14 protein-coding genes are annotated in these 21,142 nt (G+C 60.5%); 2 read left to right on the forward strand and 12 right to left on the reverse strand.

Annotated features, from left to right (window positions below; translation table 11 throughout):
- Nucleotides 1-23: 23 nt before the first annotated feature.
- The 5 genes from astB to OZ428_RS26140 all read right to left on the reverse strand — a co-directional run bounded on the left by astB (nucleotide 24) and on the right by OZ428_RS26140 (nucleotide 6,440).
- Nucleotides 24-1,370 carry an N-succinylarginine dihydrolase gene (astB, locus tag OZ428_RS26120; protein ID WP_269131780.1) on the reverse strand — a complete coding sequence of 449 codons (1,347 nt, stop codon included), beginning with the start codon at nucleotides 1,368-1,370 and terminating at the stop codon, nucleotides 24-26.
- A 163-nt stretch (nucleotides 1,371-1,533) separates the two neighbouring features.
- On the reverse strand, nucleotides 1,534-3,003 hold the full coding sequence (gene astD / locus OZ428_RS26125; protein WP_269134225.1) for a succinylglutamate-semialdehyde dehydrogenase: 1,470 nt from the start codon (nucleotides 3,001-3,003) through the stop codon (nucleotides 1,534-1,536).
- Entirely contained in the window at nucleotides 3,000-4,025 is a 1,026-nt protein-coding gene (gene astA / locus OZ428_RS26130) for an arginine N-succinyltransferase (protein ID WP_016979796.1), read from the reverse strand. Before astA ends, astD begins: the two co-directional genes overlap by 4 nt.
- Nucleotides 4,026-4,076: 51 nt before the next feature.
- The gene (aruF, locus tag OZ428_RS26135; protein ID WP_003175655.1) at nucleotides 4,077-5,096 is read right to left on the reverse strand and encodes an arginine/ornithine succinyltransferase subunit alpha; all 1,020 of its coding nucleotides are present in this window, start codon (nucleotides 5,094-5,096) and stop codon (nucleotides 4,077-4,079) included.
- A gap of 123 nt (nucleotides 5,097-5,219) precedes the next feature.
- Entirely contained in the window at nucleotides 5,220-6,440 is a 1,221-nt protein-coding gene (locus OZ428_RS26140; protein WP_269131781.1) for an aspartate aminotransferase family protein, read from the reverse strand.
- 244 nt (nucleotides 6,441-6,684) lie between these two features.
- Between OZ428_RS26140 and OZ428_RS26145 the strand changes: the two genes are divergently transcribed.
- Nucleotides 6,685-12,555, forward strand: a complete 5,871-nt coding sequence (locus OZ428_RS26145) for a dermonecrotic toxin domain-containing protein (RefSeq protein WP_269131783.1) — start codon at nucleotides 6,685-6,687, stop codon at nucleotides 12,553-12,555.
- A gap of 3 nt (nucleotides 12,556-12,558) precedes the next feature.
- On the opposite strand, the gene argR is transcribed toward OZ428_RS26145, so the two are convergent.
- The 7 genes from argR to acs all read right to left on the reverse strand — a co-directional run bounded on the left by argR (nucleotide 12,559) and on the right by acs (nucleotide 20,340).
- Nucleotides 12,559-13,539, reverse strand: coding sequence for a transcriptional regulator ArgR (argR, locus tag OZ428_RS26150; protein ID WP_269131785.1), 981 nt, complete (start codon nucleotides 13,537-13,539; stop codon nucleotides 12,559-12,561).
- Nucleotides 13,540-13,655: 116 nt separating this feature from the next.
- Complete coding sequence (locus tag OZ428_RS26155) at nucleotides 13,656-14,420, reverse strand: ABC transporter ATP-binding protein (RefSeq protein ID WP_005790637.1); 765 nt, start codon at nucleotides 14,418-14,420, stop codon at nucleotides 13,656-13,658.
- A 27-nt stretch (nucleotides 14,421-14,447) separates the two neighbouring features.
- Complete coding sequence (locus OZ428_RS26160; RefSeq protein ID WP_269131786.1) at nucleotides 14,448-15,560, reverse strand: succinylglutamate desuccinylase/aspartoacylase family protein; 1,113 nt, start codon at nucleotides 15,558-15,560, stop codon at nucleotides 14,448-14,450.
- Nucleotide 15,561: 1 nt separating this feature from the next.
- The gene (locus OZ428_RS26165; RefSeq protein ID WP_269131787.1) at nucleotides 15,562-16,260 is read right to left on the reverse strand and encodes an ABC transporter permease; all 699 of its coding nucleotides are present in this window, start codon (nucleotides 16,258-16,260) and stop codon (nucleotides 15,562-15,564) included.
- Nucleotides 16,257-16,946, reverse strand: coding sequence for an ABC transporter permease (locus OZ428_RS26170; RefSeq protein WP_010208305.1), 690 nt, complete (start codon nucleotides 16,944-16,946; stop codon nucleotides 16,257-16,259). The genes OZ428_RS26165 and OZ428_RS26170 overlap by 4 nt, the downstream gene beginning before the upstream one ends.
- A gap of 91 nt (nucleotides 16,947-17,037) precedes the next feature.
- Nucleotides 17,038-17,823, reverse strand: a complete 786-nt coding sequence (locus tag OZ428_RS26175) for an ABC transporter substrate-binding protein (protein WP_033901307.1) — start codon at nucleotides 17,821-17,823, stop codon at nucleotides 17,038-17,040.
- Between the two features lie 561 nt (nucleotides 17,824-18,384).
- Entirely contained in the window at nucleotides 18,385-20,340 is a 1,956-nt protein-coding gene (acs, locus tag OZ428_RS26180; protein ID WP_033902234.1) for an acetate--CoA ligase, read from the reverse strand.
- A gap of 411 nt (nucleotides 20,341-20,751) precedes the next feature.
- On the opposite strand from acs, the gene OZ428_RS26185 reads away from it, so the two are divergent.
- Complete coding sequence (locus OZ428_RS26185; RefSeq protein ID WP_033902233.1) at nucleotides 20,752-21,021, forward strand: DUF2790 domain-containing protein; 270 nt, start codon at nucleotides 20,752-20,754, stop codon at nucleotides 21,019-21,021.
- Nucleotides 21,022-21,142 lie beyond the last annotated feature (121 nt).

Genomic DNA, 21,142 nt, shown 5'->3' on the forward strand with positions numbered 1-21,142 from the left:
AGTAGCTCTCAGCCATGCGGCGTTTAATTGATCTGGAAAGGATAAACAGCGCCCAGTTTAAGGATTTGCGTCAGTTCATCCAGTGCCGTCCGGCATTCAAGCAGCAATTGCGGGTCAGCCAAGTCGCTTTCGCGCAGGCTGTCGCGGTAGTGCTTGCCTACCCACTGAGTCAGTGTTTCGTACAACGGCGCGGTCATGATAACCCCTGGATTCACCGCCGCCAGTTCCGTTTCGTTCAACGCCACACGTAAACGCAGGCACGCCGGGCCACCGCCGTTCTGCATGCTTTGCTTGAGGTCGAACACCTTCACTTCGCGGATCAGGCCACCGGCAGCGGTCAGTCCTTGCAGGTACTGCCAGACGCGCTCATTGGCACGGCACTCTTCCGGCACGATCAGCAGCATCGAGCCGTCAGCGCGACTCAACAATTGGCTGTTGAACAGGTAGGAACGTACCGCGTCTTCGACACTGACCTGGGCGCGGGGCACGCAGACGGACTGGAAGTTGCCGCCCAACTTGCCCAATTTGCCTTGCAGTTCGGCGAGCATCTGCTCGGTATTGAGAAATGCGTCCTCGTGATAGAACAGTACTTCGCCGTTGCCGACCGCAATCACGTCGTTGTGGAACACGCCCGCATCGATCACTGCCGGGTTCTGCTGGGCGTAGACCACGCCGTCATCCTTCAAACCGTGCAGGCGTGCGACGGCCTGAGAGGCTTCAAGGGTCTGGCGCGCCGGATATTTCTGCGGCGCCGGGTAACGGGGATCGAACGCGCTGCGACCAAACACAAAGAACTCGACGCCCGCTTCGCCATAGTCACGGCAGAAGCGCGTGTGGTTGGCCGCGCCTTCATCACCGAACTGCGCCACCGCCGGCAATGCGGCGTGATGGGCGAAGTGTTTATCATCGGCAAACATCGCGCCCAACACACGGCTGGTGGTCGGGTGCTCGATGCTGCGGTGGTATTTGCAGTTGAGGTTGGCGGCGGTGAAATGCACGCGGCCGTCAACGGTGTCGGCGCTTGGGCTGACGGTGGCGGCGTTGGCCACCCACATGCTCGATGCGGAGCAGCTCGCGACCAGCAACGGCATCGCATCCTTGGCCGCTTGCTGGATCACTTGGGCGTCGGTGCCGCTGAAACCCAGGCTGCGCAAGGCGGCCACATCAGGACGCTCCTGAGGTGCCAACACACCTTGCACAAAACCCATGTCCATCAGGGCTTTCATCTTCTGCAGGCCCTGCAACGCCGCTTCCTTGGGGTTGGAATGCTGCTGGCTGTTGCTCTGGGACGCGACGTTGCCGAAGGACAAACCGCCGTAGTTATGGGTCGGCCCCACTAGACCGTCAAAATTGACTTCATAGGATTTCATCGGCGAGGCTCCACGAACATCTGTATTTTTATAGGCATCAATAACAAAGCTTCTGTGGCGAGGGAGCTTGCTCCCGCTGGGCTGCGCAGCGGCCCCAAAATCTTAGGGCCGCTTCGCGCCCCAGCGGGAGCAAGCTCCCTCGCCACAGGGTTTCATTGCACCCTTAAGACAAGCGCACGCCCGGGGTCAGGGTTGCCGGCACCACCAAGGTTGGGGTTTCCAGCGAGGCCACCGGGTACGCGCAATAATCCGCCGCGTAATAGGCACTGGCGCGATGGTTGCCCGACGCCCCTACTCCACCAAACGGCGCGGTACTGGCGGCGCCGGTCAGCTGTTTGTTCCAGTTGACGATGCCCGCGCGGCTTTCCAGCCAGAACTGCTGGTAGCGTGCCTCGGAGTCCGACAACAAACCGGCGGCCAAGCCGTACTGGGTGTTGTTGGCCTCGGCAATCGCCGCTTCGAAATCAGCGTAGCGGATCACCTGCAACAGCGGGCCGAACAGTTCTTCGTCTTCGCGCTCGCTCACGCCAGTCACGTCGATGATGCCGGGGGTCAGCAAGGCGGCCTGGTCCTGGGGCTGAGTCATTTCCAGCAGCGCCACGGCGCCATTGGCGAGCATCAATTCCTGGGCGTCCATCAAGGCTTTGGCCGCCGCGAGGGAGATCACCGAGCCCATGAACGGCGCAGGTTGCTGGTCGAACGCACCCACTTCAATCGTCGAGCTGACCGCCACCAGGCGCGCCAGCAACGCATCACCCCACGCGCCTTCCGGCACCAACAGGCGACGGGCACAGGTGCAACGCTGGCCGGCCGAGATAAACGCCGACTGAATAATGGTGTAGACCGCCGCATCCACGTCGGCCACTTCGTCGACCACCAACGGGTTGTTGCCGCCCATTTCCAGCGCAAGGATCTTGTCCGGGCGCCCGGAGAACTGCTGGTGCAAGTGATTGCCGGTGCGACTGGAGCCCGTGAAGAACAACCCGTCGATACCAGGGTTGGCCGCCAGCGCGATACCGGTTTCCCGCGCGCCTTGCAGCAGGTTCAACACACCCGCCGGCAACCCGGCTTCGATCCAGCATTGCACGGTCAACTCGGCAACCTTGGGGGTCAGCTCGCTCGGCTTGAACAGCACGGTGTTACCCGCCAGCAACGCTGGGACGATATGCCCATTCGGCAAGTGACCAGGGAAGTTGTACGGGCCAAACACCGCCACCACGCCGTGGGGCTTGTGGCGCAGCACGGCGGTGGCGTCGCCCAGGGGGCCGCTCTTCTCGCCGGTACGCTCTCGGTAGCTTTGCACCGAGATCGCGATCTTGTTGGCCATGCTGGTGACTTCAGTGGCCGATTCCCACAGCGGCTTGCCGGTTTCCTCACCGATGCAACGGGCGATTTCGTCGGCGCGGCTTTTCAGGGTGGCGGCGAAGGTTTCCAGAATAGCGATACGTTCTTCCAGCTGGCGCTTGGCCCAGGCCGGAAACGCCTGCCGCGCAGCCTGCACGGCGGACTCGACCTGCTCGGTCGTGGCGCCATTGCCGGCCCACAGCATTTGCTGGGTCACCGGGTTGCGCGATTCAAACAGTTCACCCTGGCCAGCCAGCCAGCTACCTGCGATATACAGCGAATTCATTATTTCGACTCCCGAGCAGCGGACAACGGAACAGCACGCACTTGATCACCCACCACCAGTTGCAGGCGCTTGGCGGTCTGTGGATCCACCACCAGCGTGCCTGCCGCCAGACGAGCCGGTGCGGCGGTGATGCGGCATTCTTCGCGCTTGCGGTTATGGATCAGGAACGGCGTGGCATCGTCCCCCGGCGTGCCGATCGCCAGCACCAGCGACTGGCTATCGCGTACGGCGCGGATCTTGGTGGTTTCACATTCCACCGCAGGTCCCGCATCGAAGATGTCGACATAGCCCTGATAGCTGAAGCCTTCGCTCTTGAGCATGCTCAGCGCCGGCTCGGTGTCCGGGTGGACCTTGCCGATCACGTTGCGCGCATCCTCGGACAGGAAGCAGCTGTACAGTGGAAACTTCGGCATCAGCTCGGCGATAAACGCCTTGTTGCCCACACCGGTGAGGTAGTCGGCCTGACTGAATTCCATCTTGAAAAAATGCCGGCCCAGGCTCTCCCAGAACGGCGAGCGTCCGGCGTCGTTGGACACACCGCGCATCTCGGCAATGATCTTGTTGCCAAACAGTTGCGGGAACTCCGCGATAAACAACATACGCGCCTTGGCCAGCATGCGGCCGTTGAGGCCGGTGCGGTAATCGGCGTGCAGGAACAACGAGCACAACTCGGAGTTGCCGGTGAGGTCGTTGGCCAGGAACAGCGTCGGGATCTCGCGGTAGATATTCAGTTCCTGGGAGGCGCTGACCGTCAGGCCGACCCGGAAGTTGTACCAGGGCTCACGCAGGCCAACGGCGCCAGCAATGGCGGAAATCCCCACCACGCGGCCTTCGTCGTTTTCCAGCACGAACAGGTAGTCGGCATCGCCGCGCCCGGCGTCGCCGCGAAAGGTTTTCTCGGCCCAGCCCACACGGTGGGTCAGGCGCTCTTCGTTGGCCGGCAAGGTGGTGAGGCCGGTGCCGGTGCTGCGCGCCAGATCAATCAGGGCCGGTAAATCGCTGCTGCGTACGGGACGAACGATCATGCTATCTCCTCGAACGGGCCGCTGTTGTCAGCCACCCGCGAAACTCTCTTTTTAAACCGCTACCAGGCGCACACTCGCGCCTTCGCCAACACCCAGGGCTTCGGCCGCTGCGAGGTCCAACGTCACCGGTTTACCCGGCGCGTAGTCCAGTTCCAGCATCACCGCGCGGTAATCCTGCAACTGCGCGTTGCTCACCAGGTACTGGCGACCAACACCCTTGACCATCTCACCGATCTTCACCGGTACCACGCGGCTCTGGGCAATCGAACGAATGCCCGACACCCGTGCATGCAGCGTCGGGCCACCGTCGAAGATGTCGATGTAATGGTCAGTCTCGAAGCCTTCGCGCATGAGGATGTCGAAGGTGATCTGCGCACGCGGGTGCACCTGGCCCATGGCTTCCTGGGCTTCGTCCGGCAGCAGCGGCACGTAGATCGGGTAGTGCGGCATCAGCTCGGCGAGGAAGGTACGGCTTTTCAGCCCGCACAGGCGCTCGGCGGCGGCGTAGTTGAGGTCGAAGAAGTTGCGGCCGATGGCGTCCCAGAACGGCGAGTCACCGTTCTCGTCGCTGTAGCCGACGATCTCGGTCACCACCGAGTCGGCAAAGCGCTCGGGGTGGCTGGCCACGAACAGCAGGCGGCCACGGGAATTGAGTTCCGACCACGGCGAACCGACCAGCTCAGGCACCACGTAAAAGCTGGTGAGCAGGCTGTTGCCGGTGAGGTCGTGGCACTGGGAGAGCACGTGGATCTTGTTGTGGATCTTCAGCTCGCGGGAGGCGTGCACGAAGGTCTCGTTACGGAAACTGTAGAAGGGTTCCGAGTAGCCGGCCGAGGCGACGATGGCCGAGCAACCGGCGAGCTTGCCGGTCTCGGTGTCTTCGAGCACGAAGAAATAACTCTCTTCGCCATTGAAACTGACCTCGGCCGCGAAGGACGCTTCGCTGGCGGCGATCTTGTCGCTGAGGCGTTCCACATCGTCCGGCAAGGAGGTGACACCAATCGGGCTGTCCGCAGCCAGACGCTGTACCTCGCCCAGATCAGCCATTTGCGCGGGGCGCATCACCAGCATGGTGTCACTCCTTAACTCGAAAAACAGGCAGGCCTGGAGCCTGCACAGAGGAAAAAATGCCGGGCGGGCCCGGCACACACACAATTCGGTTCACCACCCGGCGTGCCAGGTGGTGAAGGGTCATCAGCCTTGCGTCAGCACTTTCACAGCACGCTCAAAACGGTCCAGGCCTTCCTTGATATCCGCCTCTTCCACCACCAAACTCGGCGCGAAACGCACCACGTCCGGGCCGGCTTGCAGGATCATTAGGTTTTCTTTCTCGGCCGCGTTGAACACGTCCTTGGCCTTGCCCTTGAACGCTTCGCTCAGTACGCAACCGAGCAACAGGCCCATGCCACGCACTTCGGTGAAGATGCCGTACTGCTTGCCGATCTGCTCCAGGCGCGCCTTGAACAGGTCGTGCTTGGCATTCACGCCAGCCAGCACTTCTGGGGTGTTGATCACGTCGATCACCGCTTCAGCCACCGCACACGCCAGCGGGTTGCCGCCATAGGTGGTGCCGTGGGTGCCGACGACCAAATGCTTGGCCAGCGCTTCAGTGGTGAGCATGGCTGCAATCGGGAAACCGCCGCCCAGGCTCTTGGCGCTGGTGAGAATGTCCGGGGTCACGCCGTAATGCTGGTAAGCGAACAGGTGGCCGCTGCGACCCATGCCGGTCTGCACTTCGTCGAACACCAGCAGCGCGTTGTTCGCGTCGCACAGCTCGCGGGCGCCTTGCAGGTAAGCCAGCTCGGCCGGCAGTACGCCGCCTTCGCCTTGGATCGGCTCCAGTACAACGGCGCAGGTCTTGTCCGACACAGCGGCTTTCAGCGCAGCCAGGTCGTTATAAGGAACGTGCGTGATACCGGTGATTTTAGGACCGAAACCATCGGAGTACTTGGACTGGCCACCGACGTTGACGGTGAACAGGGTACGGCCGTGGAAGCTGTTCAGCGCGGCGATGATCTCGTACTTCTCGGTGCCGAAACGGTCGAACGCGACGCGACGAGCCAGCTTGAACGCGGCCTCGTTGGCCTCGGCGCCGGAGTTGCAGAAGAACACGCGCTCGGCAAAGGTGGCGTCGATCAGCTTATGGGCCAGGCGCAGCGCCGGCTCATTGGTGAAGACGTTGGAGACGTGCCACAGCTTGTTGGCCTGTTCGGTCAGTGCACCGACCAGCGCCGGGTGGGCGTGGCCCAATACGTTGACCGCGATGCCGCCGGCAAAGTCGATCAGCTCGCGACCCGCCTGGTCCCACACGCGCGAACCTTCGCCACGCACAGGAATGAATGCGGCCGGTGCGTAGTTAGGCACCATGACCTGGTCGAAATCGGCACGTTGCACCGGGGCTTGCTCAACGGACATCGGAGTCTCCTGAAGAGGAACGCCTGCCTGGAACTGGCGGGCGATGCAGGGATTGTAAGGACAGTTTTCAGCGCGGCCTTGCCGCCAAGCGACAACTTCTTATAGCGCCAACCCGCGATTTTGGCGGGTTTACGCCAATGCGACAAATAGCGTCGCAATGGCGCAGTTTAAACTAACTATCTAGAGCCGGCCGCGTGAAACGCGCTGATCTACTGATGCGCTTTCCTGTTATCCGAGATTGAGCATGAGTACGCCTTCGTTCACCGACCAGCCCGACAGTCACTACCACCTCTTGAAAGAGGCCATCCCAGGCTGGCTGGGCAGCGCATCGAGCGCCAAGCAGTTGGCCCTGTCCCAAGCCAAACCACAACCGCACCCCACGAACGCTGAATTAAAGCGCCTGAATGCCGCCCACTGGAGCGCGCAAAATGCCGTGGATGACGCACTGAAAAATGTACAAGGCCCTAGCACCTTTGCCCGCGCAATCCTTGAAGACGCCTTGCTGACCCGCTTCGGCCTGGATCTTGACAGCGAAACGGTGTACTTGCGCCTCTACATCCCGCTCAACATCCCCATTTTTTCATTGCCCTCCGGCGCAGCGCGCACTTGGACGGTGTCACTGCTGGAGGCGGCCCTGCACAACTTTGAACACAGCGAAGCAGTCGATGGTGCCTTTGAGGCCGACTCGACTTTCATTACCCAGCCCACCACCAACGGTCAGTTTGAAACACTGCCCGCGATCCAACAAAAAACCAGCGTGGTCGCCTTTACCGGCCTGTGCCGCGAACTGGACATCGGCGCACGCTACCAAACCTACCTACGTACGCAACTGGGCCTGGACGAGCCGGTCAGTGCCGCCGTGATGCGCACCAAGGTTGACGCCAGCCAAAAAGCCGCCCTGCGCGCCGCCCTACAACTAGCGCGCCTGCGCGGTGATATTCAGGACGACTTCGCGCAACAAGTGGAGGGGCTGCTGCAAGGCCGCAGCGATCTGGCACTCGGCAATCTGGCCCTGCGTTGCCACGACCTGCAGATGATGAACGCGCCACTCACGGGCATCCTGCTGTTCTCCCCCAACCTCGAAACAACCCGCTCCGTGTCCCGCCTGGTCGCCTACGTGCCGGACGACCCGCAGCACCCGCTCAAGGAATACGCCTCGCCGCTGGCATTCAAACAGGAACTGACCCGCAAATTGCGCGACGCCGACTACCAGGCGTTTTTCAGCCGCTTTGTCGCCCATGAACACCGCGGCGTATTTTTCGCCGAGTTGAGCCCGCGCCTGGCGCGGATCACCTGGCACCCACCCGAGCGTGGGAGCAGCCTGGCGCCATGGCGCAAGGAACCTACCGACGACCCCAAACTGCAATTTGTCGCCACACCTATCGAGGGGGACTTTTGGCAGCACAGTTACCAGCAAAAACTCAACCAGATCCTCAACGATGCGCGCACTCAGGCAGTGTCCACCGCAGACGTCGACCGTAAGGCTCGCTGGGCGCTGTGGGATTCATTTGTGAATGTGGCTTCGTCGATCCTCAATGCCGCGCTGCTGATTGTCGCGCCGTTTATCCCAGGGCTCGGAGAATTGATGCTGGGGTATATGGCCTATCAACTGCTCGATGACGTATTCGAAGGCATTGTCGACTGGGCCGAAGGCTTGCCCAAGGAGGCGTTCGGCCACTTGATGAGTGTGTTGCAGTCTTTGGTGCAATTGGGGGCGTTTGGCGCCGGTACCACCATCGGCGCCGCAGAGTTGCGCAAAGTGTTACCGGCAGATGTACTGGCGTTCATCGACCGCTTCAAACCCGTCAGCCTTGCCAACGGCGCCAGCCGTTACTGGAAACCGGACCTAACCTCTTATCAACAGGACATCACGCTGCCGCCGCGCCTGGGCGTCGACCCGCTGGGCCTGCACCAGGTGCGCGGCGAAGCGTTGCTACCACTGGAGGGCAAGCTGTACGCCGTGCAAAAACTCGCGAATGACCAAGGCTATGGGATCAAGCACCCAACGCGTCCCGATGCCTACACCCCACGTCTGCAACACAACGGCGCCGGCGCCTGGCACAGCGAACTGGAGACGCCTTTGCAGTGGGACCGTCCGACCTTGCTCCGGCGCCTGGGCCACAGCGTCGGCGAGTTGAGCGAAGCCGACCGAAACCTGGCGCTGGACATCAGCGGCACCCATGAAAACGTCCTGCGAAAAGCCCATGTACGCGGTGAACCGGTGCCGCCGCTGCTGAACGATACGCTCGCCCGGCTGAACATCGACCGCAGTCTGCAAACCCTGATCGACCGGCTCGACAGCGATGACCCGGCACAGCACGCACAAGTCGACCCGCAAGACATGCTCCAGTTGCTCACCACTTACGGCGACTGGCCCAAGACCCGCTCCCTGCGCATGGTGGATGCCAAAGGCAACACGACTTGGGAATTCGGTGATAGCCGTATGCCCGCCGTGCAGGTCCCCGAAACGCAACTGGGCAATGGCGAATTGCTCAAGACCGTCCTGCAAGGCCTGAGCCCGGAGGAAATCCGTGCGCAGTTCGGCGAACGTGCCGCCGACCCCGAACTGAGCCTGGAAAACCGCGTAAAGCAACTGCGCAAAAAGCTTGTGGGACTGGCTGTCGAGCATCGCACCGAGCTGTTTGACTCACGCTACGCCCAAAGACAAATACCCCAAACCGCACACGCACAACACCTGATAGACACCGCTGCGGGCCTGCCGGCGACGGTCGCCGAACACCTGCTCGACGAGGCCAACGGTCGCGAATTGCAGGCCCTGGACGCCCGGCGCACGCCGCCACGCCTCGCCGAACTGGCCCGCAACGCGCTGGCCGAGATGCGGGTGAACCGCGCCTACGAGGGCCTGCATCTGGAGGCCGTCGACACTATCGACAGTGATCGCCTGTCACTGAACACGTTGAAACTGCTGCCGGGCTGGTCGGACCAAATCCTTCTTGAAGCCAGGCATCTCAAGCCTGCGGGCGAGCGTTGGCTGCAGGTCGGCCCCGATGATGCACCGGTGCAACGCACGCTAGTGCGCACCTCTGAGGGCCGCTATGTGCCCCACGATGAAAAAGGCCCGCTGTTCGGTGAAACCGATCTGTACACCGCCATTCTCAACGCGCTGCCGGACGCACAGCGCGACGCCCTGGGCATTCACATCAACCAGGGCCAGGTGCTCAAACAGCAGCTGCGCCAGCGCCCGCTAGCACGCGATGAACTGCGCCAGGTACTGGGCGTCGATATGCCGCGCGAACCTGTCCTGGATACGCTGCGATTGCTGGGCATGGACGCGGGATACCCAGCCCAGCCCGCACAACCTGCCCTGCAACCCACCTTGCAGGCTCGCATACACAACCTGTATCCGCAGATGCGTGCGGGCCAGATCGAGGATCTGCTCAACCATCTGCACACCTTACCAGGTGGCGCAGCCAATGAAATTACGGTGCTCGCCCAGGAATATGCGCGAATGACCCAGGACCTCAGAACCTGGGAACAACAGGTTCCGAACAATCACCCGCGTACTGGCAACCCTCTGTCGGCAATGCAACAACGCATCGAACGGCGCAACCGCCGCCGCATTACATCGAGGCTCAGACGCTGCTGGCGCCGCGAAACCCCCATTGTCCATCCGACCGACAATTCGGCCTACGACGGGTACAGCCTGCACCTGGATTCGCCAACGTTCGGCCCACTGCCGATGATGACGGCAAGCTTCGACCACGTTTCAATGCTGAGTCTGTCGGGAAGCTACGAAACCACAGGCGCCAATGCGTTTCTGACACGTTTTGTCCAACTGCGGCACCTGCGTCTTGACGGCTTCAACTTAGGCACGCCACCGCCACAGATCTACGCCATGCCACGCTTGACCCTGCTGGATTTGAGCGGTTGCAATATCACGCTTACCGCTACAAGCCAGGCGCAGGTCGCGTCCATGAGCCGCTTGCAAACCCTTGTGTTGTTCGACAACCCACTGGGATTGGTGCCGAGCGTGCAGGCCATGCCCGCACTGGCTGAAATCGACCTCTCGCAGACCGGCATTGCGCATCTGCCGGAGGGTTTGGTCAGCCGCCCCCATTTGCGCATTGCAATGTTCAACGGCAATCAACTTGCAGAGCTGCCTGCAGAGCTCTTTGAGCGCGCTCCCAGTGGTCCAAACGAATTTGACTTCCACGACAACCCGCTGTCGCGCGAGACGATGGAACAGGTCAAGGCTTACTTTCAACGCTATGACACCTACTGGGAAGTCGATGCGCCGCCCACTGATCTACGTGACGCTCAAGCACTCTATCCGAGTTTGAACCAGGACAGGCTCAATCGGTTTATCTACGGCCTGCCCGGCTCGCTTGAAGCCGGCCAGATCGAACTGGCCCGACTGGCCGGCGAGCTGCAAACGTTGCAACAACAACTTGCCTATTGGGAAAACGCACCCGACCTCGCGCCGCCAGAGTTCGCCAGGCGAATCGCCCTGCGCAGCTTGCTGGAGCGCAGTTGGCGACGTGAGCCGGCACTGGCGGGTGACCCTGAACATGCGCTGATGATTCCCAGCAGCCTGTCGGGGGAACTGCCGCCGATAAACGTGCCATTCAGTCATATCAGGGCGATGAAGCTGGTGGGCACAGACCAGGCGATCAACGTGTCCGCATTCATCGGCAACTTCACTGAACTGCGCATCCTCAATCTGGAACAGATCACGCTGGGGGACATTCCGCAGGCCATACTCGACCTACCCAACCTGTGGGTGCTCAACTTGAGAAATTGCTCGATCACCCTCTCCACCGCCTCCCGCGCTGCCCTGGAGCGCATGCCCGACTTGCAGCACTTGAACTTGAACGGAAACCCCGTAGGGGAACTCCCTGACTTCACCCGTATGCCGGGTTTGAGCGCAATTCTGCTGCAAGACACGGGCTTGCAAGCAGTGCCGCCCAGCCTGCTGAACACGCTACCGCGCCAGCTCATCAACTTGAGCGCCAATGCTATAGAGCAGTTGCCTGATGCCCTGCTCACATTGCCGGAGGATGTTACCCAGGCCTTTGACTTGTCAGGTAACCCGCTGTCGCCGCAGGCGCTGGATCAGATCAAGATCTACTGCCAGCGCACCCAGGAACATTTCAAAGCACAGGCACCCGCAGCGCAACGCGCCTGGGCCCAGCGCCTGTATCCAACCCTGAGCGATAGTGCATCTGACAGCTTCGTATTTGCGCTGCCCGGCCGAATGAGTGATGTGGACGCAGAACTCACCCGCCTCCAAACGGACTATGAGCAACTGACTGCCGACCTGCAGGAATGGGCTATTGATGTCCCTACGCAACATCCGAACCTGGGGATCCCACTGGACATGGCTACCCGTGCCGAAGACCAACTCCATCGCCTCAACTTCAAACGCCAACTGGAAGAGGCATGGCGCCGGGAAAGTGCGCTGGATGAAGAAAACCTGGATGACAAAGCCACGCACACGCTGATCATTGAAACGCCGATCATGGGCGCCTTGCCTAAACTGCGCACAAGCCTTGAGCATGTCACCAGCTTTAAATTTTCCGCTGAGACAACCACCGTTCAGGTAAATGACTTCCTGCGCAGCCTCCCCAACCTGCAAACGCTGAGCCTGAGCCGCTGCACTCTGGGCGGCCTGCCTCCCGCGCTCTTCGAGCTGCCCAAGCTGACTACGCTGGAACTGCCCAGATGTGCAATTACGTTGTCCGCGGCCACTGCACGCTCCGTGAGCGACCTGCAGACCCTGGAGTTCCTGAACTTGAGTGACAACCCTTTGGGTCACGCACCGGACGTCAGCAACTTGCAGCAACTCAGCTCCCTGCACTTACGCAACACGCGGATAACCGAACTCCCCACCGGCGTGTTCCAGCACGCCAACCTGGTCTACCTGGACTTGAGCCAGAACCAAATCCGCGAGATCACACCTGACTTGCTGAGTATGTCGCAAACCTTCCACGAGGACTCCGACCTGAGCGGCAACCCCTGGTCGGCGCAAAGTCTTGAATACCTGCGTGAGTACTACCGAAGGACCGGAATGGACTTCGAGGTCGTCGAAGCGACCACGGATGCCCAGGGCAACCCCGTGCAACAACCCTTGGCGGAGCCCATGGAGGAGGAGTGAGAGCTAGCCGCGCTCGGCCGGCACCGACGACAATTCAAACGGGCTGCTGCTGCGCCGCTGGTTACGGTCTTCGCGCGGGGTCGCGCCGAAGAAATTGCGGTAGGCGCTGGAGAAGTGCGGCCCCGAGGAGAAGCCGCACGACAAGCCGATCTGAATGATCGACTTGCTGGTTTGCATGAGCATTTGGCGCGCCTTGTTCAGGCGCAGTTCCAGGTAGTACTGGCTGGGGACGCGGTTGAGGTATTGCTTGAAGATCCGCTCAAGCTGTCGTCGCGACACACAGACGTGCTGGGCGATTTCGTCGGTGGTCAGCGGTTCTTCGATGTTGGCTTCCATCAGCAATACGGCCTGGGTCAGCTTGGGGTGGCTGGAGCCGAGACGGTTTTGCAAGGGAATGCGCTGGCGCTCGCCGCCTTCGCGGATGCGCTCCACCACCAGTTCCTCGGAGACCGCACCGGCCAGCTCGGCGCCGTGGTCACGGGCCAGCACCGCCAGCAGCAGGTCGAGTACCGACATGCCACCGCAAGCGGTCAGGCGGTCGCGGTCCCAGTCGAACAGGTGGCTGGTGGCGATGACCTTGGGGAAGCGCTCGGCGAAGTCGTCCTGCCAGCGCCAATGCACGGCGGCGCGGTAGCCGTCGAGCAGGCCGAGCTGGGCCAGCGGGTAGACACCGGCCGACAAACCGCCGATCACACAACCGGCCCGGACAAGCTGCTTGAGTGCAGTGCTCAGTTGCGAGGCGACGACAGTGGGCGGTTCATCTGCCAGCAGGAACAGCTTCTGAAAACCTTCAAGCTTGCCGGCCCATGGCTCTCCCGGCAGTTGCCAGGCGCCTTCGGTCGCAGGTTCGGCTTGCAGGAACGACAGCTCGTAGACCACGTCCGGATGCACCCGCTGGGCAACGCGCAAGGCCTCCTCAGCCAGCGCAAGCGTGAGTGCTTTTGTGCTGGGCCAAATCAGGAAACCAATGCGATGGGCGGTCATGGAGGGCTATCCGAAGCGAGTAACAGTGTTAAGGCCAAAAGTGGCAACCACCAACATAGTGCATGTTGCGCAAAGCGCGAAGCATGCCCTATATCAGTGCACAACGGCAGTCTTGATTATTTCAAGCTACCTGAAAGGAACTGCTGCAAACGCTCGGACTGCGGGTTCACCAGCACTTCACGCGGGTTGCCGCGCTCTTCGACGATGCCTTTGTGCAAAAACACCAGCTGGTTCGACACTTCACGGGCAAAGCCCATTTCGTGGGTCACCACCACCATGGTACGGCCTTCCTGGGCCAGGTCCTGCATCACCTTGAGCACTTCACCGACCAGTTCCGGGTCAAGGGCCGAGGTGGGCTCGTCAAACAGCATCACCTCAGGCTCCATCGCCAGGGCGCGAGCGATGGCTACGCGCTGCTGCTCGCCGCCGGACATATGACCGGGGAACGCATCTTTGCGATGACCCACGCCGACTTTGGCCAAGTAATGCTCGGCCTTTTCACGGGCTTCTTTTTTCGACATGCCCAGCACGTGCACCGGGGCTTCCATCACGTTTTCAAGCGCGGTCATGTGCGACCACAGGTTGAAGTGCTGGAACACCATCGACAGGCGCGAACGCATGCGCTGCAGCTGCTTCGGGTCCGCCGCCTTCATGGCGCCGTCCTTGTTGGCCACCAGTTTCAGCTCTTCGTTATTGAGCAGGATCTTGCCGGCGTGGGGTTGCTCCAGCAGGTTGATGCAGCGCAAAAAAGTACTTTTGCCCGAACCACTGGAACCAATGATGCTGATCACATCACCGGCTGCGGCGGCCAGGGACACACCTTTGAGCACTTCATGACTGCCATAGCGTTTATGCAGGTCTTGGACTTCAAGTTTGTACATGCGGTCGGTTCTCACAAAAACAGGTGGTCAGTCGTTGAGCAAGCGCCCGTGACGCAGCGCTTCGCGCCCCGCCACCTTGGCCAGCCAGAAACCCGCTTGGGCATAACGTAGCCGTTCAACGGCAAACAACACTCCCGAAGTGCCTGCGCAAATAGTGCTCACGCGGTCTTCCAGGGGGTCAATCACTTCAAAAATCGGCTCGCCTTTTTCGATCCAATCACCGGCTTTACGCAGGTAACTGATCACCCCGGCGTGGGGCGCGAACAGCAATTCGGTGCCCTCGAAAGGCACGCCTTCGCAAGGTTCGAATTGCGGAGCAGGCCATTCGCCCTTGATCAGGCCCTGCTCGGCGAGGAACGCGAGAATACCTTCGGCGTGGAAAATCGCCTCGTCACGCCCGGTATCGGCCTGGCCGCCCAGCTCAAGCGTAGTCGCCATGCAGGCCAACGGGATTTGCGCCTCAGGAAACACCTGGGACAGACGCAGCCACGGCAGCGAACAGGCCTCATCAAACGAACTGCCACCGGAGTCTTCCGCCAGCAGGCCGACCTTCACATTCAAATGCGCCGACAACGAACGCCACTGCGGCCAATGCTGAGGCAGTGCGTACATGTGCAGCGCGGCTTCGGCGTCGCAGTGCAGGTCGAGCACCACATCGGCGGTGCAGGCGTGGCTCAGCAAAATACGCTGCATGCCTTGCAGCTGGCTGCTTGGCTCGGGCAACGCGCTGAGCACATCGCTCATCGCCTGGCGAATCATGCGCACATTGGCGTGGGGATCATCGCCCAGCTTGCCGTTGAGCAAATCGGCAACCGGCTCGCTCAACTCCACGAAGTCGCGATTGAAATTCTTGCCGCTGCCCACCTCGAAACGTCCCTGGTGACTGCCTTGCAGCAGTTGGCCCAGGCCCATCGGGTTGGCGACCGGCACCAACTCGATCACGCCGTTGAGCGCGCCTTGCTGTTCCAGTTCGGTGAGGCGCTTTTTCAGCTCCCACGCGGCGCGCATGCCGGGCAATTCATCAGCGTGCAGGCTGGCCTGGATATAGGCCTTGCGCTCGCCCTGGCCGAAACGGAATACGCTCAGTTGGCGCTCGCAGCCCAGGTGACCCCAAGGCAACCGATGATCGATACGTTCCATATCAATGCTTCCGTGGAGCCAGGTAGCTCAGCCAGCGGCGCTCTGCCAACTTGAACAGGCGCACCAGGATGAAGGTCAGGCACAGGTAGAACACCCCGGCGGTGATGTAGGCTTCGAACGGCAGGTAGAACTGGGCGTTCACCGTGCGCGCGGCACCGGTGATGTCGATCAGGGTGACGATGGAGGCCAGGCTGGTGGTCTGCAACATCATGATCACTTCGTTGCTGTACTGCGGCAGTGCGCGGCGCAGGGCCGAGGGCAGCAGGATCCGGCGGTACAGCTTGTAGCGCGACATGCCCATGGCCTTGGCTGCTTCGATCTCGCCATTGGGCGTGGCCTTGAGGCTACCGGCAATGATCTCGGCGGTGTAGGCGCTGGTGTTGATCGCAAACGCCAGGCACGCACAGAACGTCGCGCTGGACAGCAGCGGCCACAGGAAGCTTTCGCGCACGGCGTCAAACTGAGCCAGGCCGTAGTAGATCAAAAACAGCTGCACCAACATCGGTGTGCCACGGATCACGTAGGTGTAAAGCCAGGCCGCGCCATTGACGATCGGCTGCTTGGACACGCGCATCAAGCCCAAAGGCAAGGCGGCAAGCAGGCCGAAGAACAGCGAGATGGCGAGCAGTTTCAGGGTGGTCAGCAGGCCGCCAAGGTACAGCGGCATGGCCTCCCAGATGACGTTGTAGTCGAAGATCATAGATCAGCCGCCCTTACGCCTACCGAGTAGCGCTTCTCAAGATGACGCAAGGCCAGCAACGACACGCTGGTGATCACCAGGTACATCGCCGCCACCGCGAGGAAGAAGGTAAAAGGCTCGCGGGTGGCATCTGCCGCCTGCTTGGCCTTGAACATCATGTCTTGCAGGCCCACCACCGAAATCAGCGCAGTGGCCTTGGTGAGGACCAGCCAGTTGTTGGTGAAACCGGGGATCGCCAGACGGATCATCTGCGGCACCATCACCCGGAAAAACACCTGGAAACTGCTCATGCCATACGCAAGGCCGGCTTCGGCCTGGCCCTTGGGAATGGCCATGAAGGCGCCGCGGAAGGTTTCCGACAAGTAGGCGCCAAAGATGAAACCCAGAGTGCCGATGCCGGCGGCCAAGGGGTTCAAGTCGATATAGTCGTCGTAGCCCAGCATCGGCGCGACGCGGTTGAGCAGGTCCTGACCGCCGTAGAAAATCAGCAAGATCAGCACCAGGTCGGGGATCCCGCGGATCACCGTGGAGTACAAGTCACCCAGCCAGGCCAACCAGCGCACCGGCGACAGGCGCAACGCGACCCCGATCAGACCCAGAACGATGGCCAAGGCCATGGACGACAAGGCGAGCTGAAGCGTCAACCATGCGCCATCGAGGATGACGGCCCCGTAGCCTTTCAACATGATTCAGGTCCTCGAAAAGGGGGATGAAAAAATGGCGCAAACCTCAGGAATTCTGTTGCTTGCGCCATTTCGGACAGACCGCTGCGACGATTTACTTGGCGTCAGCGCCGTAGATATCGAAGTCGAAGTACTTGTCCTGGATTTTCTTGTACTCACCGTTGGCACGGATCGCGGCAATGGCTGCGTTGATGCGGTCGAGGTTTTCCTTGTCGCCTTTGCGTACAGCGATGCCGATGCCGTCACCGAAGTACTTGGCGTCGGTGAACTGTGGGCCCACGAACGCGTAGCCTTTACCGGCCGGGGTCTTCAGGAAGCCGTCTTGCAGCAGGGTGGCGTCGGCCACGGTGCCGTCCAGGCGACCGGCTTCCACGTCCAGGTAGATTTCGTTCTGCGAGCTGTAAGGCACAACCGTGGCGCCTTTAGGGGCCAGGACTTCCTTGGCGAAACGATCGTGGATCGAACCGCGTTGCACACCGATCTTCTTGCCCTTCAATTCATCCAGGCTGTCGCTGACGGTGGTGCCTTCCTTCATCACCAACTGCGCTGGGCTCAGGTAGTAGCGGTTGGTGAAGTCCACGGATTTCTTGCGATCTTCCGTGATGGACATGGACGACAGGATCGCGTCGATCTTGCGCACTTTCAGCGCAGGGATCAGGCCGTCGAACTCTTGCTCGACCCAAGTGCACTTCACGTCCATCTGCTTGCACAGGGCATTGCCGATGTCGTAGTCAAAACCGACGATGCTGCCATCGGGGGCTTTGGAGGCAAACGGAGGGTAAGCCGCTTCGATACCAATTTTCAGGGGCTTGCCTTCAGCGAAAGCCTGCATGGACAGCACGGACAGCGCCAGGGCGCCCAACAGCACGAGTTTCTTCATCTTGGGACTCCATCGGTATAGGGCAAAACAGCAGTATGAGCCATGGCCCACGATGCGACTTAAGGGAAACCGAATTGCGGTGCTGCGTCCTACACCAGCTACACACTGGAGACGACGAGCGAGTGATCGGCATTCTAACGACAGGCCGGAAGCCGATATTTCCTCAATGCGACAACAATTTACAGAAGCACCGAGAAAGCGGTTCCAGCTCATTGACAGCCTCTGTTTTTTATGCAGAGACAAAAGACATTAAACCTGTAGACGCTGCAAATTGCGGGCCTATTATTCGCAAACCCTTCTAGCACGGCAAGTCTGGCGTTTAATCTTATTTACCGGGGCGTCTAAAACGCGGTTTTTCGGGGCATGGGCGTAGCACTTTGCCTCATGTTTGAGCGGCGGGTTACACATTTGCGTTCGACGGTAACATTCAGAAACCTCCTACGAGAGAAACCGATATTTATTGACCTCCGATCAGAGGTCGCTCACCACAACAGCCTGCCCTGAACACAAAAAAGCCCCACCCGGCCTACGCCAAATGGGGCTTTTACTGACTATCGCGCCTTACGCGACGTTCATAGTCTTGTGCGTCTCAATCAAATGCGCGACCACACCTGGGTCCGCCAGAGTGGAGATATCGCCCAACCCGTCATACTCGGCCGTGGCAATCTTGCGCAGGATACGGCGCATGATTTTCCCCGACCGCGTCTTCGGCAAGCCCGGTGCCCACTGGATCACGTCCGGCGAAGCAATCGGCCCGATCTCCTTGCGCACCCAGTTTTTCAGCTCCAGGCGCAGGGCTTCGTTGGGCTCTTCGCCGTTCTTGAGGGTGACATACACATAGATGCCCTGGCCCTTGATGTCGTGCGGCACACCGACGACGGCAGCCTCGGCGACTTTCGGGTGGGCAACCATGGCGCTTTCGATCTCGGCGGTGCCCATGCGGTGGCCGGACACGTTCAACACGTCGTCCACGCGACCGGTGATCCAGTAGTAACCGTCTTCGTCACGACGCGCACCGTCACCGGTGAAGTACATGCCACGGAAGGTCTTGAAGTAGGTGTCGACGAAGCGGTCATGGTCGCCGTACAACGTACGTGCCTGGCCTGGCCACGAATCGAGGATCACCAGGTTGCCTTCAGCAGCGCCTTCGATCAGGTTGCCCAGGTTATCCACCAGCGCCGGCACCACGCCGAAGAACGGCCGTGCCGCCGAACCCGGCTTGAGCGCATGGGCGCCCGGCAGCGGGCTCATCATGTTGCCGCCGGTTTCGGTCTGCCACCAGGTGTCGACAATCGGGCAACGGGATTGGCCGACGTTCTTGTAGTACCAGTCCCACGCCTCAGGGTTGATCGGCTCACCCACCGAACCGAGCAGACGCAGGCTGGAGCCGTCTGCGCCTTCGCACGCAGCGGTGCCGGATGCCATCATGGCGCGGATTGCAGTCGGTGCGGTGTAGAGGATATTGACCTTGTGCTTGTCGACGATCTTCGCCACCCGCGTGATATCCGGGTAGTTCGGCACGCCTTCGAACAGCAGCGTGGTCGCGCCATTGGCCAGCGGGCCGTAGACAATATACGTGTGGCCGGTGACCCAGCCGACGTCGGCGGTGCACCAGTAGATTTCGCCTGGGCGGTAGTCGAACACGCGCTCATGGGTCAGGGACGCATACAGCAGGTAGCCGCCGGTGGTGTGCTGCACGCCCTTGGGCTTGCCGGTGGAACCCGAGGTGTAGAGGATGAACAGCGCTTCTTCGGCGCCCATCTCTTTTGGCGCACACACAGTGCCCGCCACTTTCATCAGGTCTTCGTACCAGATGTCGCGATGCTGGTTCCACTTGATGTTGCCATTGGTGCGCTTGCAGACGATGACCTTCTGGATGCTGCTGGTTTCCGGATTGGTCAGGGCGTCGTCGACGTTGGCCTTCAGCGGAATCTTCTTACCGGCGCGGATGCCTTCGTCGGCGGTGATCACCACCTTCGACTTACAGTCGATGATGCGACCGGCCAGGGCCTCCGGCGAGAAACCGCCAAACACCACGGAATGGATCGCACCGATGCGGGTACACGCCAGCATGGCGACCACGGCTTCGGGGATCATCGGCATATAGATAGTCACCACGTCGCCGCGATGCACATCCTGGCCGCGCAGGGCGTTGGCGAACTTGCAGACTTCTTCGTGCAGTTCGCGGTAGGTGATGGTACGGCTCTCGGCAGGGTCGTCGCCCTCCCAGATGATGGCCGCCTGGTCACCGCGCTCGGCGAGGTGACGGTCCAGGCAGTTGTAGGAAACGTTCAGGGTGCCATCGGCGAACCACTTGATGTCGACATGGTGATCGTCGAACGAGGTCTGCTTCACCGTGGTGAAAGGCTTGATCCAGTCAAGGCGCTTGGCTTGCTCGCGCCAGAAGCCATCGGGGTTGACCACCGACTGCTGGTACATGGCCTTGTAGGTCGCCTCGTCGGTCAGCGTGTTGGCTGCTACTTCGGGGCGAACGGGGTACAGGGAAGCCGCACTCATCTTTCTTACCTCGGTGACATAGTTGTTGTTGTATGGCCCTGTTGTAGCCGGGGCCGACCTATAGAACCATTCGACGATGGTAGTAACAAGCCCCTACAAATTGCCCTGATATCCCCTTGTGCACCTCTAGCCCGCGGGCTGCGGCGCTTCGCGGCTTTGTGAAAAAAGCTTTACCACGGGATTGTTACAAAAACCGCCAATAGTGTTTATCAAAAGGACGGGTATATGAATATAACCCGGAAGCCTAAAATCACTTCCGTCAACACGACACTGTGGTCAACACAGCAGCGATTAACAACGCAACAGCCCCCACGAAGGCAACGTTAATCCGAACTTCCCAACTTTAAGTTACACACGCGGCCTCACAAGGGCCCCGTGACCCCACTCGCCCTGAATAAGGTAAATAGAGAAATGAAAGCTTTAGTAGTTATGGCCCTCAGCAGCTTGTGCGCCACCGCCGCCCTGGCCGACGAAGCCCCGACTGACGTAGCTAGCCGCAACACCCCGATCGTCGAGGACTACACTTACAGCACCCACTTGGATGTTGCCAAAGTATTGTCCATGAGCACTATCCCGGAAGTCTGCGAAGTTGTACCGGTGAAGATGGAATATGAAGACTCACAAGGTCAGCGTCATATTCTTAATTACCACGTGATGGGCAATGGTTGCTCTAACGGATAATAACCTGATGCGTTCGATCTGAACCTGATCTTATTCGCCGCAAGAAATCGTTCTTGCGGCTAAGAACCATCGCAAATCAACTGTAGTAGCTCGCTTGCCAGCGATGACGGCTTCAGCCATC

Source organism: Pseudomonas sp. GXZC (assembly GCF_026967615.1).
Lineage (GTDB): Bacteria > Pseudomonadota > Gammaproteobacteria > Pseudomonadales > Pseudomonadaceae > Aquipseudomonas > Aquipseudomonas azotoformans_A.

What these genes read in the sequence shown, in the direction of transcription:
- OZ428_RS26165 (WP_269131787.1), bottom strand. Translation starts at nt 16,260, where the DNA reads ATGATCTTCGACTACAACGTCATCTGGGAGGCCATGCCGCTGTACCTT.
- argR (WP_269131785.1), bottom strand. Translation starts at nt 13,539, where the DNA reads ATGACCGCCCATCGCATTGGTTTCCTGATTTGGCCCAGCACAAAAGCA.
- astB (WP_269131780.1), bottom strand. Translation starts at nt 1,370, where the DNA reads ATGAAATCCTATGAAGTCAATTTTGACGGTCTAGTGGGGCCGACCCAT.
- OZ428_RS26170 (WP_010208305.1), bottom strand. Translation starts at nt 16,946, where the DNA reads ATGTTGAAAGGCTACGGGGCCGTCATCCTCGATGGCGCATGGTTGACG.
- OZ428_RS26140 (WP_269131781.1), bottom strand. Translation starts at nt 6,440, where the DNA reads ATGTCCGTTGAGCAAGCCCCGGTGCAACGTGCCGATTTCGACCAGGTC.
- OZ428_RS26185 (WP_033902233.1), top strand. Translation starts at nt 20,752, where the DNA reads ATGAAAGCTTTAGTAGTTATGGCCCTCAGCAGCTTGTGCGCCACCGCC.
- astA (WP_016979796.1), bottom strand. Translation starts at nt 4,025, where the DNA reads ATGATCGTTCGTCCCGTACGCAGCAGCGATTTACCGGCCCTGATTGAT.
- OZ428_RS26175 (WP_033901307.1), bottom strand. Translation starts at nt 17,823, where the DNA reads ATGAAGAAACTCGTGCTGTTGGGCGCCCTGGCGCTGTCCGTGCTGTCC.
- acs (WP_033902234.1), bottom strand. Translation starts at nt 20,340, where the DNA reads ATGAGTGCGGCTTCCCTGTACCCCGTTCGCCCCGAAGTAGCAGCCAAC.
- OZ428_RS26155 (WP_005790637.1), bottom strand. Translation starts at nt 14,420, where the DNA reads ATGTACAAACTTGAAGTCCAAGACCTGCATAAACGCTATGGCAGTCAT.
- OZ428_RS26160 (WP_269131786.1), bottom strand. Translation starts at nt 15,560, where the DNA reads ATGGAACGTATCGATCATCGGTTGCCTTGGGGTCACCTGGGCTGCGAG.
- OZ428_RS26145 (WP_269131783.1), top strand. Translation starts at nt 6,685, where the DNA reads ATGAGTACGCCTTCGTTCACCGACCAGCCCGACAGTCACTACCACCTC.
- aruF (WP_003175655.1), bottom strand. Translation starts at nt 5,096, where the DNA reads ATGCTGGTGATGCGCCCCGCGCAAATGGCTGATCTGGGCGAGGTACAG.